Source organism: Yimella sp. NH-Cas1, from assembly GCF_022359705.1.
In the GTDB taxonomy this organism is placed as follows: domain Bacteria; phylum Actinomycetota; class Actinomycetes; order Actinomycetales; family Dermatophilaceae; genus Yimella; species Yimella lutea.
This window is the reverse complement of record NZ_JAKSGG010000003.1, coordinates 2,990,073-3,005,607: the sequence shown is the minus strand read 5'-3', so window position 1 is coordinate 3,005,607 and position 15,535 is coordinate 2,990,073. Positions and strand designations below refer to the sequence as shown.

Genomic DNA, 15,535 nt, shown 5'->3' with positions numbered 1-15,535 from the left:
GGCTGTAGTCAAGGGAACCGGTCGTTATTGGGTGCGGCTCTTCGCAGGCGCGGTCAGCGCAGGATGCCGTTGCCGACCTTGCGTCCCCACCAGCGTCCGAGTCCGAGCTTGTCGCCGGAGAACGTGTAGGCGACCACCAGGAGTCCGAGTGCCTCGAGCCAGTGGCTGTCGAAGACCGGGTTCGTGAAGCCCTTGCCGGACTGGCCGATCGGGAACTCTGCGAGGTACATGAGGAAGAGCAGCAGCGTGCCCGACCAGGCGGCGAGCTTCAGGCCCGCGCCGAAGAGCATCGCGATGCCGATACCGGCGAGGCCGGCCATGAACAGCCAGTCGGACCACGTGCCGGCGATGTTCTTGAAGAAGTCGCCGAACGGGCCCTCCGCGTTCTTCATGAATCCCTGCGCCGGCTTGCCGCCGTTGACCCAGGCGCGTGCTTCGGGCGTCGCGTAACCGAGGCCGAACAGCTTGTCCAGGAACGGCCACAGGAAGAAGAAGCCGAGGATGATCCGCAGGATGCTCAGCAGCCAGCGAGCGATCGGGGATCGGACGACGTCCTCCTGGAACGTCACCGCGCGGTCGGTTGCGTCGTGGTCGCGACGCCCTGCGCGGTCGTGTCCTTCGTCAACTCCGCGGTCTGTCGTGTTGCTCATGGCCAACATCCCTCCCACGGGGTGGTGGGCGATCCGGGGCGGTTCGCCCTACCTACTATAAATGGTAGTACTACGCCGCGTAAGTGGCCAATCCATTGCCTCGGTGCGTCGTGTCGGTGTCGGACGAGCGAAGTTCGAGGCGGCGTGTCGGCCGTTGCCCGGAGGGTGTCAGTGCCGAGCAATACGATCCAGATGCAGAGCCCTTCAAGGGGGGGCCACGATCAAGGGGGACACGTGAAGCGACGCATGCTGGGAGCAACGGCCGCGGCGGTGCTGGTGCTGAGTGGTTGCAACGGTGGTTCGAACGACGCCGCGACGAAGTCATCGCCGGCAAGTTCGGCGAGCGCGACCGGGTCGAGCACCTCGAGCGCCTCGACGACGACCGGGTCGCCGAGGCCTACGTCATCCTCCGCCTTGACTTCCTTGGCCTCGCCGAGCTCGTCCGCATCGTCGACGCCGAGCAGCACATCCGGTGGGCGTACCGAGATCGTCGGCATCAACCCACGTACGACCTCGGGCACCCTCGCACCCGGATGGACGACGCGCCGCGACTCGATGGGCTGCGGCGGCTACACAGACCCGTCAGGTTTCGCGATCGCCGACGGCATCTTCCACTGCGGCTCGAACGCACAGGGCCTGAACGCCTGCTGGCCACTGAGCGATGGAACGTCCGCATGTCTGCACTCCGCGTTCAACCGTGAGCTGGCGCTGATCGACACTCCGGACGGCAGTGCGGTGAAAGCACCGGCATCGGCCTCTCCGTTCGCCGTCCAGTTGAGTAACGGCGTGCGCTGTGAGGTGGTCAGCCATGCGCACCACCCGCCGCGCCCGGACCAGCGGTTGTCCTGGTACTCCTGCGCCGACGGCCGCGGCTTGTTCGCGCGTTCCAGCGCAGACCCGCTCCCGAGCAGCTTCGACCGAAGCGCAGCGGCGTGGACTGCCGATGCAGCAACCGGCAACGGCGCGATGAAGAAGGTCTCGATCCGCAAGGCGTGGTTTGCCACCGCGACGAAGGTGTCCGCCGCCTCGTCCCCGGCCGCCTCTGGCCTCGACCAGGTCGGCACTGCGAACGCGTTCCTGCGTGCGATCGGAGCGAAGAACGAGACCAAGGCCGCTCAGTACGGAACGCCCGCAGCGATTCGTGGCACCGACAGCGGCGGGATCGAGAACGTCGTCTACAACACGTGCACGCCGAAGGGCGGCACCCCGTGGACGTGCGTGGCCGAAGTGGGCGAGAACCACACCGACAACGTCTGGTACGCGACCTTGACCGTCACCAAGCAGAGCGGTCGGTGGATGGTCACCGGCTACCGGCCGTGGGACACCTGCGAGACCACGCCTATCGAGAGCTGCGTTCCGAGCTGATCTCGGTGACAGCGGTCGCGGCGAGGTTGTGCCAGCGCCACGGTTTGTCGATCAACGCATGACCGCCGCCGGGCACCTCGGTGTAGGTCGCGTCTGCCCCTAGTGCCTGGAGCCGTTCGACGAACCGGCGCGCTTTCGCGGGCGAGCAAACGGTGTCGTTCTCACCGTGGATGACTCGAACGATCTTCTCGCGCAACGGTTCTGCGTGTTCGTCGTCGGCCACCCAGGGCGCAAGGGCGACGCTGCCGATCACCGACTTCTCGCGTCCGGCGCGGATCGCCGCCCACCCCCGCTGGAGTGACCCAGCAGCACGATCGGCAGGTCGTACTCGGCGTGCAACCGGCGGACGAGTTCACGGGCCTGGACGACTCCGCTCCCGGACTGCGCCACCCAGCCACCGTGCGTGTTGTGCACCAGGACCGGGGCGACCCGGCCCCTCGACACCCGCCGGACGGCCGACGCGAAGGGGAGCATCCGTAGGTAGGAGATGTCGCGAAAACGCTTGGGCTGCAACTCCGTTGCGCGCCCGCCGTGGAGCAGGAGTGCGATGGCCTGGGTGCGTCCGGTGACGCGGACGCGTCCCTGGCGGACCGCGTCCATCGCGTCGTCGAGGTCGATGTCGTCCGGCATTGTCCGACTCTGTTCACCTAACTCAGGGCAGCAACACGACTTTGCCGGTGACCGCGCGGGTCTCCAGCGACTGCAGCGCCTCGGCGGCCTGCTCGAGCGGGTAGGTGTCGCCCACGATGGGCTTCAGGACGCCGCTCTCCAGGTGCGGACGCAGCGCCTCCCACTCCTTGCCGATGTGCCCCGGACGCGTCAACGCATACGCGCCCCAGCCGACTCCCACGACCGAAATGTTGTTCAGCAGAAGGCGATTCACCTTCACCTCGGGAATCGAACCGGCGGTGAATCCGATGACCAGGATGCGTCCGTCGTCCTTCAGGCAACGCAGCGAGTCGGTGAAGCGGTCACCGCCCACCGGGTCGACGACGATGTCGACCGACTTGCCGACCGCGTCCTTGAATCCCTCGGCCAGCACGAACTCGTCCGCGCCGGCCTGCTTGGCGACCTCACCCTTGGCCTCGGTCGAGACGACCGCGATCACTCGTCCGGCGCCGAAGGCCTTGGCGACCTGGATGGACGCGGTGCCGATGCCGCCGGCGGCGCCGTGCACCAGGACGGTCTCGCCTTCGGCGAGCTGCCCGCGTTCGACGAGTCCGAAGTAGGCGGTGCAGTAGTTGAACAGGAAGGACGCGCCTTCCTCGAAACCGACCGAGTCGGGCAGCTTGAAGGTCATCGACGGGTCGGCGGCGACCTTCTGCGCGAACCCGCCGAGCAGCGGGAGCGCTGCCACGCGGTCGCCCTGGGACAAGCCGCTCCCATCGGGGGCGGACTCGACGATGCCGGCGACCTCGGCGCCCGGGACGAAGGGCGTTTCGGGCTTCATCTGGTAGAGGCCACGGGTCTGCAGGAGTTCGGGGAAGGCGACGCCGGCCGCCTTCACGTCGATGACGACCTTGTCGTCGCCGGACGGGTCGGGCAGCTCGTTGAATTCGAGGGCGTCGGGTCCGTCGAGGGTGGTGATCTGAATGGCCTTCATGGTCTTCCTTCGTGAATGTCGTTGTGGGACCTGATTGCTGCTGAAGTCGCTTCGTTCGCGCACGAGGTTTCGGCGCAGGCTGATTCCTTCGTCATCAGCCTGGCTCAACCAGCGGGATCGTCGGTATCAGCCTGGCTCAACCAGCGCGATTGTCGGTATCAGCCTGGCTCAACCAGCGGGATTGTCGGCGTCGGTCGGGCTCAACCAGCGCGATTGTCGGCACTGGGCGGCTCGACCGGCGTGGGTCACCACGCCGGTCGAGTAGTGAGGAGGGCTACCGACCGAGCGCGATCGAGACCTGGTGCGGAACACGGTCACCTGTACGTGGGCATGGTGAGGCCGAGGGCGTTGGTCCAGAGTCTCGTGGCGGTGGTGACCAGCGCGTCGACCGGGGTGTTGTCGTCGAACAGGTAGGAGTCGTTCGCCAGGCGGGAAACCATGCCCGAGAGCGCGGTGGCCGCGATCCGGGCGTCCAGCTCGGCGTCCGCGAGGCCGCGTTTCTGCAGGTCACGGATCGCGCGGGTGTTGCGGTCGATGAACGCGTCCGCCCTCGCTTTACGCAGATCGCGGAAACGCGGGTCGACCGAGGCCACCTGCCCGAGCAACTGGTTCAGCCGCGCGTTACGTGAAAAAGCTTCGAAATAGGCCCGATTGCTCTCGGCGATGATCGCGACGGGGTCGTCGGCCGGGGCGATGCGTCCGGTGCCGGGGTGCAGCATGTCGGCCTGAGCCTCGTGCAGCACCGCCGCGAATACTTCGTCCTTGCCGTCGAACCAGGTGTAGAACGTGCCGATCGAACACTGCGCCTCGGCCACGATGTCGACCAGGCGCGAGTCGACGTACCCGTCGCGTTCGAAGACGGTGCGGGCCGCACGGACGAGGTTGTCCCGCGTCCGGCGGCCGCGCGGTGTCTGCGGTTGGACCCCGACCATCGACGGGTCGACCAGCGCCGGCAACGAGGCCGAGCGCGCCGCGGTCACGACTTCTTGCCCCAGCCCGGGTCGCGGCGACGCAGTTCCTGGCGGGCGATCGTCATCTTGTGCACCTCGTCCGGGCCGTCGGCCAGACGCAGGGTGCGCATGTGGGCGTACATCTTCGCCAACGGGAAGTCGTCGCTCACGCCGCCGCCGCCGTGCACCTGGATCGCGCGGTCGATGACCTTGAGCGCGACGTTCGGTGCGACGACCTTGATCGCGGAGATCTCGGTGCGGGCGCCCTTGTTGCCGACGGTGTCCATCAGGTACGCCGCCTTCAGGGTGAGCAGGCGGGCCATCTCGATCTCCATGCGCGACTCGGCGATCCAGTCCTGGATGTTGGAGCGGTTGGCGATCGGCTGACCGAAGGTGACGCGCGACTGGGCGCGGTCGATCATCAGGTCCAGGGCGCGCTCGGCGACACCGATTGCCCTCATGCAGTGGTGAATTCGGCCCGGACCGAGACGTGCCTGACTGATCATGAAGCCGTCGCCCTCACCGGCCAGCAGCGCCGACTTCGGGACGCGGACGTCCTCGAAGATGACCTCGGCGTGACCCTCGCGGTCCTGGTAGCCGAAGACCGGCAGGCCGCGGACGACCTTCACACCTGGGGTGTCGAGCGGGACGACCATCATCGACTGCTGGCGGTGCTTCTCGGCCGACGGATCGGTCTTGCCCATCACGATGAGGACCTTGCAGTTCTTGTGCAGGGCGTTCGAGGTCCACCACTTGCGGCCGTTGATGACGTACTCGTCACCGTCGGCAACCATCTGCGTCTCGATGTTGGTGGCGTCCGAGCTGGCGACGGCCGGCTCGGTCATCGCGAAGGCCGAGGCGATCTTGCCGTCGAGGAGCGGCTTGAGCCACTTCTCCTTGTGCTCGTCGGTGCCGAAGAGAGTCAGCACCTCCATGTTGCCGGTGTCGGGTGCGTTGCAGTTCGTCGCCTCAGGGGCGAGCTCGATGCTGCGTCCCATGACCTCGGCGAGGTGCGCGTAGTCGAGGTTCGACAGGCCGGGGCCCCACTCCTTGTGCGGGTGGAACAGGTTCCACAGACCGCGGTCGCGTGCCTCGGCCTTGAGGTCCTCCAGCACCTGCGGGTGGTGGTTGACGTCGCCGGACGTCACCATCTGCTCGTGGTACACGCTCTCGGCCGGGTAGACGTACTCGTCCATGAAGGACAGCAACTTCTCCCGGTACTCCTGGCCGCGCTCACTGGGTTCGAACATGGTTCGCCTCTCGTCGGTGGTTTGCTCCAGTCTTACCTGAATCCGGATTCAGGTTCAAGGGGTGCCGCAGAAACCGGGACGATGTTCTTTCGGGATTCTCGATCCCGTTGTGGCGGCGTTTCATCGGACCTCACCTGGTCTCGATCGCGGCACTCCGCCAACACTCCGCACCTACTCGGCCGGCGTGATCGGTGCGACGTCCCGCGCGACTAGGCCGAAGTTGGCGAAGCAGCCCTCGGTGTGAGCGTCGCGTTAGCGTGGGACATGAAGACCTCCGTGGTGGATGTGGGTGCGTGGTAGCTCCACACCTCACCCGGAGGTCTTCCTCACCTCCTAGTCGACTCGCCTGCGGATGGTTCGCGGTGCGTCGTCCTGGCGCCGTGCCTTCGCACGCCAACGCCACCTTCCGGATGACTTCCGCATCGGCCAAGTCGTCCGGCGTCGGCAGGTACACTGCCTCGTCCGTCATGGAACCCTTGTTCGCAACGAGTCGTACTGCATTATGCGGCCGCAGCACAGGGTGATTGAACGACGAAGGGCGGATCCTCAAGAGGATCCGCCCTTCGGTCTTCGCGTGCGCGAGGGGGAGTTGAACCCCCACGCCCTTTCGGGCACACGGACCTGAACCGTGCGCGTCTGCCTATTCCGCCACTCGCGCGAGACCACCCAAGTTTGCCTTGTCGAGGTCCCTGACACAAATCGAGTTGTTTCCCGTCCGGGTGAGCACTCTCACACTGGCTACTCACAACTGTGGAGAACAGTGTGGATAAGTGGGGAGAACATGTTGAGACATGTGTAACGGTCGCCCGTTCAACCGGCGTCCGGCGCGGGCTGGCGGGCGGATGGGTGGGAGGTACCTGTGGAGATCGGTCGGATGAGTTCGCGGCGGGCACGGACGAAGGAGCTACAGACGCGCGTTACGCCGAGGTAGGCGTCTGTACTCCGTCGTAACGCGCGATCGGCGCGCTTTCGTGCGTGGATTCCGGGCGACGTGTCAGGATCGGGCGCATGGATCCGGTCATCGGGGTAGTGCTGTGCATCCTCATCGTCGTCGCTGTCGTGTTCGGGCTGAAGGCTCTGAACGCCAAGAACTCGAAGGTTCCGGTCTTCGACGGGGTGGCTCCGGGAGTGATTCCGGCCAACCCGGACGCGCACCCGACGCAATTCGTGTCGTCCAAGAACCTTTTGCCCAACCCGCCGCCGCCCAGGTTCGAGCCGCCGGAGCGAATCCTGTCGTGGATGACCGGCGCGCTCGGGCCGAAGGGAGTCGGCGGACGTGACTTCGGCGCCCTCGTCGTCGACCTGGCCGTGGCCGGGTACATCCGCATCGACAAGGACCCGAATGCAGACCAGTCGCGCCGGCGTTCGAACACCGACTGGAATCTGACCCGTACGAACAAGGACGCGAGCCAGCTGGTCGGCGCCCCGCACGAACTCATGCTGATGGCGTTTCCGCAGGGCAACCCGGGCGACGCCACCGCGATGGACGCCCTCAGCCGGCGTGCCCGTGCAGGCGTCGGTCAGATCGTCCGCGACTACATGAACAGGGACGCCGACGTGGCCATCGGCGCCGGGAACCGGTTCGAGCGTCACCCGATCCGGACGGCGCTGCAGGCGCAGACCGACCAGTTCCACCAGTACCTCAAGACCGCCGAGGCCGACCAGATCCGTGTAGAGCAGGCCGCTTCGATCTTCAGCCGCTATCTGCCGTGGGCCATCGCGCTCGGTGAGGCCGAGCACTGGGCGAACGTCTTCAAGGACGTCGCCCGCAACGCCGGGATCGGTGACGGCAGCGTCGGGGCGACGGACGCCGTCATCCTAAGCACCTGGGGGACGGACCTCGCGTGGTTCGGCGGCGTGGACTTCGGTGGCTTCGGGGACGGTGGGTTCGACGGCGGGTTCTTCGATGGCGGGTTCGACGGGTTCGGCGACTCGATCGGTGGACTGACCGACGGCATCGGCGACTTCGGTTCGTCGATGGACTCGTTCGGTGGAGACATCGGTGGCGGCTCGGGCGGGTCGGACGGTGGTTCGTCCGGTGGGGGTTGGAGCAGCTGTTCGAGTGGAGCCAGTTGTGGGAGTTCGAGCTCGTGCGGCGGGTCGAGCTGCGGTGGCGGCGGGGGCTGCGGCGGCGGGAGCTGAGGTCGTCCGGGTCGAGTGGCTGGGTGTTCGTTCGCCCGTCACCATGGTCTCGATCGCGGCACTCCACTAACGCTCCGCACCTACTCGACCACCGTCCGAACGGTCTCGATCCCTTCGACACGACACTCGTACCTCGCGTCGGCTCAGGACAAGCGCATGTGGCACTCCGCCAACGCTCCGCACCTACTCGACCACCGTCCGAATGGTCTCGATCTTTTCGACACGACGCTCGTGTGGTGGCTGGTCGTTCGTCCTCGCACTGGTGTCGGCGCCTGGGGGCAGTGTCGAAGCCGCGGGGCAACACGGAAACTGATGGGAACCCGCCAACCGTTGGTGCCCTCGTTACGATGACGTGACTGCCGCGCGGGCTCGACTCGTGGATCACAGCAGTCACACGCATCACAGTCCGGGACCGACGCGACAAGGAGGGCGACCACATGGGCTTGTTCGACAAGCTCGAAAAGCGCCTCGAGTCCGGGGTGAACAGTGCGTTCGCCAAGGCGTTCCGCGCCGAGGTCCAGCCGGTCGAGCTCGCGAGCGCGATGCGCCGGGCCATGGACGACCGCGCCACCAGCGCCGGCAAGAACAAGCGTCCGATCGTGCCGAACATGTTCGACATCGAGCTCAGCAGCACCGACCACGAACACCTCACCGCCTACCAGGCCGCGCTGGTCGATGAGTTGAAGGCGAGCGCCGCCGAGCACGCCGAGACGCAGCGGTACACCCCGGGCGGGCCGCTCACGGTCAACTTCACCGAGAACGACGCGCTCGAGACGGGCGTGTTCAAGGTGCGTCCCTCGATCGCTCGCCAGGCGGTGCAGCAACCCGATCCGGAGCCCCTGCACGAGGCGCCGACCGACGCTCCCGAGCCGGAGCCGAGTCGTAAGCCGGCCGGCGGGTTCGCCCTTCCGGGTATGCGGCGCCGCAAGCACGATCCCGAGTTCGACGATCGCAGCGAAGCCGTCACCCACCACGCGGGTGGGGCGCACGACACCTACACCGGCCGGTCGGACGAGGACGCCGACGACCGGGACGTGGACTCCAACGACAGGGCCCAGGACGCCCACGGCTGGGAAGAAGAAGAGGACGAGTTCGGCCACGCCTTCGTCCGACGCAACCAGTCGGATCACCAGGACCAGTACGAACAGCCCGCGGAGTACTACGAGGAGCAGCCCGAGCGTCCGGCGCCGTGGACCCCCAGTCCGGCCGCGCCGCGCAGCTACCGGCAGCGTCCCTACCTCGACATCGACGGCGACCGCTACCCGCTGATGGGCGCGATCACCATCATCGGCCGCGACGACGACGTCGACATCGTGCTCGACGACAGCGGAGTATCGCGGCGGCACAGCGAAGTTCGGGTCACGAACGACGGTCCGCACCTGGTCGCGAGCTTGTCCGACCTGGGCTCCACGAACGGCACGTTCCTCAACGGCGAACGGGTCACCAGCGTCCACCTCGACGAGGGCGACCGCATCACGGTCGGCCGCACGTCGATCATCTTCCGGCAGGGCAAACGTCGATGAGCGAATTGACCATCACCGCAATCCGATTGGGACTGCTGGCGTTGTTGTGGGCCTTCGTGTTCAGCATCGTCGGCGTCCTGCGCGGTGACCTGTACGGCGCCCGCACGGTCACCCGCGGCGCCTCGCGTCCCGTCGCCGCACCGGCGGCCGGACGCGCCCCCAAGCGGCGCGGCCCCACCCACCTGGCCGTGGTCGACGGGCACATGCGCGGCATCACCGTGCCGCTGACCGAGAACGGCGTGCTCATCGGTCGCAACCCCGAGTGCAGCCTGGTGCTGTCGGACGAGTTCGCCAGCGGCCGGCACGCGCGCGTATACCCCGAAGGCGACCAGTGGTTCGTCGACGACCTCGGCTCCACCAACGGTACTTTCGTCGGCCCGCAGCGCATCGGCGAACACGTGCCGTTGCATGAGGGATCCCACATCCGGATCGGCACCACGGTGCTCGAAGTCAGGAAGTAAGACATGCCCATCGCCTTGCGCTTCGCTGCCCGGTCGAATCTGGGCCTGGGGTCCAAGACCCGCAACGAGGACTCCGCGTTCGCCTCCCCCGACCTGCTCGTCCTCGCCGACGGCATGGGCGGACACGCCGCCGGCGACACCGCGAGCGCGACCGTCGTCGCCGAACTGATGACTCTCGACGGCGAGTCGTGGGGCGCGGACGAGGCCGCCCACCAGTTGCGCCAGGCCGTGCGCCGGGCCAACGACCGGTTGCGGCAGATGATGGACACCGACCTCGACACCGAGGGCATGGGCACCACGCTCATCGCGTTCATCCGCTCCGGGACGAAGCTGGCCATGGCCAACATCGGCGACAGCCGCGCCTACCTCGTCCGCGACGGCGTGTTCACCCAGCTGACCAAGGACCACTCGTTCGTGCAGGCGTTGCTGGACGAGGGCCGTATCACCCCCGAAGAGGCCGAGCACCACCCGCAGCGCTCGATGGTCACCCGGGTGCTGACCGGACGCGAGGACGACGACCCGGACATCTCCATGCGCGAGGCGCAGCGTGGCGACCGGTTGCTGATCTGCTCCGACGGGTTGTCGGACTACGTGGCGCGTTCGACGATCGAGGGCATCATGACCTCGCCGGGTTCGCCCGGCGACATCGCCGACCGGCTGATCGAGATCGCGCTGAAGGCGTCCACCCGCGACAACGTGACGGTCGTCGTGGCCGAGGTCGTCGACGGCAAGGAGCCGATCTCCAGCACCCCGCAGATCGTCGGCGCAGCCGCCGACCTGGCGATCGGTCACGAGGACGACGAGACACAGGAACAACCGCAGGAACCCCGCACTCCGGCCGAGAAGGCGGCAGCGCTGCAGCGGGAGACCGCGCGGGAGCCCGCGCCCCCGCAGCCGGTCCACCCGGGCGACGACTACGACGACGGTGGTGAAACCCACGGCCTGCCGCAGTTGGCCGAGGAGAAGCCGAACAAGGGCGGCAAGCTGCGCTGGTTCGGTCTCGGCGCGGTGCTGATCGCGATGGCCGTCGCCGGCGCGCTGCTCGGTTACAACTGGACGCAGAGTCAGTACTACGTGGGAGCAAACAGCGGGAAGGTCGCGATCTTCAAGGGCGTGCCGCAGGACCTCGGTCCGGTGCGCCTGTCGAGCATCGAGTCGACGACGAACCTCCAGGTCAAGGACCTGCCGAGCTTCTACCGCGACAAGGTCAACAACACGATGACCGCCAAGGACAAGGCCGACGCCCAGCGCGTCGTCGCCGACCTGCAGAAGCAGCTCGAGCGCTGCAAGGCCGACACGTCCGGGAGCAACTGCGCGTCGTGACCGTCACCGGCCAGAATCCCCGCACCCGCCGCGGCACCGAACTGGTGCTGCTGATCTTTGCGATCGCGGTGGTGCTGTTGGCGTACGCCAATGTGGGGCTGGCGATGGAGGGCAGCCTGCCCGTCGATCTGCTGCCGATCGGTGCCGGATTCGCAGTGATCGCAATCGTTTTCCACCTCGTGCTGCGGTGGAAGGCGGCGTACGCCGACCCGACGTTGCTGCCGATCGCGACCCTGCTCAACGGTCTCGGCCTGGTGATGATCCACCGGCTCGACCTCAACTCCTCCAAGACCAACGGACTGCTCGAGGGTTCGGCGCTTCGTCAGCTGGTCTGGAGCGCGGTCGCCATCGGTGCGGCGATCGCGCTGCTGTTCGTGATCAGCGACCACCGCCGGCTGCGGCGCTACACCTTCACCTTCGGCCTGGCCGGCATCGTCCTGCTGATGATGCCGCTGCTGCCCGTCATCGGACGCAACATCAACGGCAACCGCATCTGGATCGGGCTGGGACCGTTCAGTTTCCAGCCCGGTGAGATCGCCAAGCTGTGCGCGGTCGTGTTCTTCGCCTCCTACCTGGTGCAGACCCGGGACGCGTTGTCGCTGGTCGGCAAGCGCGTCCTCGGCTTCCCGCTGCCGCGCGCCCGCGACCTGGGCCCGATCATCGTCGCCTGGCTCGCCTCGCTGGCGGTGCTGGTGTTCGAGTCCGACCTCGGTACCTCGCTGCTGTTCTTCGGGCTCTTCGTCGCGATGCTCTACATCGCCACCGAGCGCCGCTCCTGGATCATCATCGGTCTGGGCATGTTCCTGCTCGGCTGCTTCGTCGCCTACCAACTGTTCGCCCACTTCCAGGTGCGCGTGCAACTGTGGCTCGACCCGTTCACCGAGGGCCTGTCCGACCAGAACGCCAAGGGCCTGATGGGTATGGCCAGCGGCGGTCTCACCGGTACCGGCCTGGGCAAAGGCCACCCGGAGATCACCTACTTCGCGAACTCCGACTTCATCTTCGCCAGCTTCGGCGAGGAACTCGGCCTCATCGGGGTCATGGCGATCCTCATGCTCTACGGGCTGTTCGTCGAACGCGGACTGCGCACCGCGCTCGCCGCCCGCGACGGCTTCGGCAAGCTGCTCGCGTCCGGCCTCGCGTTCTCGATCGCGTTGCAGTGCTTCGTGGTCATCGGCGGGGTCACCCGCGTCATTCCGCTCACCGGACAGACCACACCGTTCCTCGCAGCCGGCGGGTCGTCGTTGCTGGCCAACTGGATGCTCGTGGCACTGTTGCTGCGGATCAGTGACCAGGCACGACGTCCGATGTTCGAATCGAAGGACGTCTCGGACGAGATGACGCAGGCGGTGAGGATTCGATGAATACTCCGATCCGGCGGCTGTCGTTCGTGGTGATGGCAATGTTCGCGGCGCTGCTCGTCGCGAGCACGATGATCCAGTTCGTCCAGGCGAAGAGTTACAACGAGAAGCCCGGCAACCGGCGTGCGTTGCTGAAGTCGTACGCCAAGGAACGCGGCTCGATCCTGGTCGACGGCAACGCGGTCGCGGTCAGCAAGCCGGTCGACAACGACTTCAAGTGGCAGCGCAGTTACCCGCAGGGGTCGACGTACGCCGCCGCCACCGGCTATTTCTCCTTCACCTATGGCACCAGCGGCGTCGAGCGCGGGTACAACGACCTGCTGTCGGGCAGCTCGGACAAGTTGTTCTACCGGCAGTTGCCCGAGATCCTCACCGGCAAGGAGCCGCAGGGCGCCAGCGTCGACCTGACGATCCGGGCCAAGGTGCAGCAGGCCGCCCGCAATGCACTGGGCAACCAGCGCGGTGCCGTCGTCGCGATGGACCCCAAGACCGGGGCGATCCTGGCGATGGTCACCAGCCCGACGTACGACCCGAACCTGTTGTCGACGCACGACCTGAACGCGGTTCAGGACAACTGGAAGCAACTGACCACGGCGAAGAACCAGCCGATGATCAACCGGGTCATCGGCGGCAACCTCTACCCGCCCGGCTCCACGTTCAAGCTCGTCACCGCTGCCGCTGCCCTGGAATCGGGCAAGTACAAGCCGGATTCCGAGCTCGACGCACCGGCCGCGATCAAGCTGCCCGGCGTCGTCCGGCCGCTGCCGAACGTCACCGGACGCGCGTGCGGCCCGAACGACAGGACGACGCTCGAGCACGCGATCGAGATCAGCTGCAACACCGCGTTCGCCGGTCTGGGCATGGACCTCGGGCAGGACAAGGTGCGTCAGCAGGCGACGAAGTTCGGGTTCGGCCAGCAGCTGTCGATCCCGATGAACGTCACGCCCTCCACCTTCCCCGGCAACCTGCAACAGGCGCAGTTGGCGCAGTCCTCGATCGGACAGTTCGACGTGCGCGCCACCCCGCTGCAGATGGCGATGGTCTCGGCCGGGATCGCCAACGGCGGCAAGGTCATGCGTCCTTACCTGGTGCAGACCGTGCGCGACAAGAACCTCGACGTCGTGCAGTCGACCGACCCGTCGGTCTTCTCCGACGCGGTCGGAAGCGACGTCGCGACCCAGTTGAAGGACATGATGAAGAAGGTCGTCGACACCGGAACCGGTCGGCGAGCGCAGATCCCGAATGTGGAAGTTGCAGGAAAAACCGGAACGGCCGAGACCGCTCCGGGCGTCAACGCCGATGTGTGGTTCACCGGGTTCGCCCCGGCGAACGACCCGAAGGTGGTCGTGGCGGTCGTCGTCGAAGACGGCGGAACAGCAGGACAGGAAGCATCCGGAGGATCGGTCGCAGCACCGATCGCAAAGGCAGTGATGGAAGCGGTGGTCAATTAATGAACCGAACCGGAGACGTACTGGGGGGACGGTACGAGCTCACCGACCGCATCGCCGCGGGCGGCATGGGTGAGGTGTGGAAAGCCACCGACCAGGTGCTCGGGCGCACGGTCGCGCTCAAGCTGCTCAAGGACGGGCTGACCGACGAGATCGGCTTCACCGAGCGGTTCCGCAACGAGGCCCGACTGTCGGCGGCACTGACCCACGGCAACGTGGCGCAGGTGTACGACTACGGCGAGGACGACGGCACCGCCTACCTGGTGATGGAGTACGTCCCGGGCATGCCACTGTCCAAGATCATCGCCGAGAACGCACCGATCTCGGCCGCCGACACCGCCGGGCTGCTGGCGCAGGCAGCGTCCGCGCTGCAGGCCGCGCACCGTAGCGGGTTGATTCACCGTGACGTGAAACCGGCGAACATGCTGGTCACCGCCGACGGCATCGTGAAGCTCACCGACTTCGGTATCGCCCGCGCGATCGGGTCGGCCGCGATGACCAAGACCGGTGAGGTGATGGGCACCGCGCAATACCTCGCCCCCGAGGCCGCGCTCGGCCACGAGGTCACCGGCCTGGTCGACGTGTACGCACTCGGCATCATCGCCTACGAGATGGTCACCGGACGCCGTCCGTTCGAGTCCGACAGCCCCGTCACCCTGGCGCTCGCACACGTCAACCAAACGCCGCCGCAGATGCCGCAGGAAGTGCCGCCGCCGGTGCGCGCGATCATCCTCGCGACGCTGGAGAAGAACCCGGCGCTGCGCCCGGACTCGGCCGCGGAGTTCTCCCGCGCCCTGCGTCAGGCTGTGGTCGACTCCACCCGGATGGGCTTCGACCCGAACAAGCGGGCACCCAAGCAGACCCCGGGCGGCCCAGCCGGATCGTCCGGCCCGCACTCACCTCAGAACTCTCCCCACCCGGGCCCGGCATCCGGTCCGCACTCGGGCGGCTCCGGACCACAGCACGGCAACATCGGCGGCCCGCTTCCCGGACGCCAGGAGGTCTCGCACCACCCGGCACCCACCGGGCCGTCGGCTCCGCCGTCCGGTCACCCGGCAGCAGCCGGGTTCAAGGGCGACCCGAGCGGTCCCAACGCGCCGACGTCCGGGCCGCAGGCAAGCACGTCGGGTCCGAACAACACCTCGAGGTTAGCGGCATCGTCCCCGGCGACTCGTAAGGACAAGCGGCTGCAGCCGTCCAGCGGGGGGTCGTCGACCGTCACGAACAACAACAACGACGACTTCGCCGGGCTCGGCATCTCCAAGAGCCTGTTCATGAAGATCCTCGGCGGTGTGGTGGCGCTGCTGCTGCTCATCGTCGTCCTCGTCGTGGTGCTCAACCAGGGCGGCAAGGTCACTCCGCCGAGAAACCCCACCGAGACACAGCAGCAACAGCAGAACGACAACAACGACGACGGCAACAGCGAGACCCCCAGCGACCAAGGGAACATCAACTAGCG

15 protein-coding genes and 1 tRNA gene are annotated in these 15,535 nt (G+C 67.0%); 8 read left to right on the top strand and 8 right to left on the bottom strand.

Features of this window, described 5'->3' with window-relative positions; genetic code table 11:
• Positions 1-53: 53 nt before the first annotated feature.
• Both MF407_RS14855 and MF407_RS14850 read right to left on the bottom strand, forming a co-directional pair.
• Complete coding sequence (locus MF407_RS14855) at positions 54-650, bottom strand: DoxX family protein (protein WP_239702772.1); 597 nt, start codon at positions 648-650, stop codon at positions 54-56.
• Between the two features lie 221 nt (positions 651-871).
• On the bottom strand, positions 872-1,171 hold the full coding sequence (locus MF407_RS14850; protein WP_129627748.1) for a hypothetical protein: 300 nt from the start codon (positions 1,169-1,171) through the stop codon (positions 872-874).
• A gap of 34 nt (positions 1,172-1,205) precedes the next feature.
• Here MF407_RS14850 and MF407_RS14845 point away from each other — a divergent pair, with 34 nt between their 5' ends.
• Positions 1,206-2,015: a hypothetical protein gene (locus MF407_RS14845; protein ID WP_239702771.1), complete on the top strand. Its 810-nt coding sequence runs from the start codon at positions 1,206-1,208 to the stop codon at positions 2,013-2,015.
• On the opposite strand, the gene MF407_RS14840 is transcribed toward MF407_RS14845, so the two are convergent.
• From MF407_RS14840 to MF407_RS14815, 6 genes are all read right to left on the bottom strand, one after another.
• The gene (locus tag MF407_RS14840) at positions 1,990-2,268 is read right to left on the bottom strand and encodes a hypothetical protein (RefSeq protein ID WP_239702770.1); all 279 of its coding nucleotides are present in this window, start codon (positions 2,266-2,268) and stop codon (positions 1,990-1,992) included. The two genes, MF407_RS14845 and MF407_RS14840, sit on opposite strands and share 26 nt — an antisense overlap.
• Entirely contained in the window at positions 2,265-2,645 is a 381-nt protein-coding gene (locus tag MF407_RS14835; protein ID WP_239702769.1) for a hypothetical protein, read from the bottom strand. The genes MF407_RS14840 and MF407_RS14835 overlap by 4 nt, the downstream gene beginning before the upstream one ends.
• Positions 2,646-2,667: 22 nt before the next feature.
• On the bottom strand, positions 2,668-3,618 hold the full coding sequence (locus MF407_RS14830; protein WP_239702768.1) for an NADPH:quinone oxidoreductase family protein: 951 nt from the start codon (positions 3,616-3,618) through the stop codon (positions 2,668-2,670).
• Positions 3,619-3,932: 314 nt separating this feature from the next.
• Positions 3,933-4,598: a TetR/AcrR family transcriptional regulator gene (locus MF407_RS14825; protein WP_239702767.1), complete on the bottom strand. Its 666-nt coding sequence runs from the start codon at positions 4,596-4,598 to the stop codon at positions 3,933-3,935.
• A complete protein-coding gene (locus MF407_RS14820; protein ID WP_239702766.1) occupies positions 4,595-5,818 on the bottom strand; it encodes an acyl-CoA dehydrogenase family protein in 1,224 nt (407 codons plus the stop codon). The genes MF407_RS14825 and MF407_RS14820 overlap by 4 nt, the downstream gene beginning before the upstream one ends.
• A 575-nt stretch (positions 5,819-6,393) precedes the next feature.
• Positions 6,394-6,476, bottom strand: a tRNA-Leu gene (locus MF407_RS14815).
• A gap of 350 nt (positions 6,477-6,826) precedes the next feature.
• Between MF407_RS14815 and MF407_RS15735 the strand changes: the two genes are divergently transcribed.
• The 7 genes from MF407_RS15735 (at position 6,827) to MF407_RS14775 (ending at position 15,533) form a co-directional block, all read left to right on the top strand.
• Positions 6,827-7,960 carry a DUF2207 domain-containing protein gene (locus MF407_RS15735; protein WP_275578277.1) on the top strand — a complete coding sequence of 378 codons (1,134 nt, stop codon included), beginning with the start codon at positions 6,827-6,829 and terminating at the stop codon, positions 7,958-7,960.
• 437 nt (positions 7,961-8,397) lie between these two features.
• Positions 8,398-9,483 carry a DUF3662 and FHA domain-containing protein gene (locus tag MF407_RS14800; protein ID WP_239702765.1) on the top strand — a complete coding sequence of 362 codons (1,086 nt, stop codon included), beginning with the start codon at positions 8,398-8,400 and terminating at the stop codon, positions 9,481-9,483.
• Positions 9,480-9,944, top strand: coding sequence for an FHA domain-containing protein (locus tag MF407_RS14795; protein ID WP_129626442.1), 465 nt, complete (start codon positions 9,480-9,482; stop codon positions 9,942-9,944). The genes MF407_RS14800 and MF407_RS14795 overlap by 4 nt, the downstream gene beginning before the upstream one ends.
• A 3-nt stretch (positions 9,945-9,947) precedes the next feature.
• Positions 9,948-11,267 (top strand): protein phosphatase 2C domain-containing protein, encoded by a 1,320-nt coding sequence (locus MF407_RS14790; protein WP_239702764.1) that lies wholly within the window; start codon positions 9,948-9,950, stop codon positions 11,265-11,267.
• The gene (locus MF407_RS14785; protein ID WP_239702763.1) at positions 11,264-12,631 is read left to right on the top strand and encodes an FtsW/RodA/SpoVE family cell cycle protein; all 1,368 of its coding nucleotides are present in this window, start codon (positions 11,264-11,266) and stop codon (positions 12,629-12,631) included. Before MF407_RS14790 ends, MF407_RS14785 begins: the two co-directional genes overlap by 4 nt.
• Positions 12,628-14,079 (top strand): penicillin-binding transpeptidase domain-containing protein, encoded by a 1,452-nt coding sequence (locus tag MF407_RS14780; protein WP_239702762.1) that lies wholly within the window; start codon positions 12,628-12,630, stop codon positions 14,077-14,079. The genes MF407_RS14785 and MF407_RS14780 overlap by 4 nt, the downstream gene beginning before the upstream one ends.
• Positions 14,079-15,533: a serine/threonine-protein kinase gene (locus tag MF407_RS14775; protein ID WP_239702761.1), complete on the top strand. Its 1,455-nt coding sequence runs from the start codon at positions 14,079-14,081 to the stop codon at positions 15,531-15,533. The genes MF407_RS14780 and MF407_RS14775 overlap by 1 nt, the downstream gene beginning before the upstream one ends.
• The last annotated feature ends 2 nt before the right edge of the window (positions 15,534-15,535 follow it).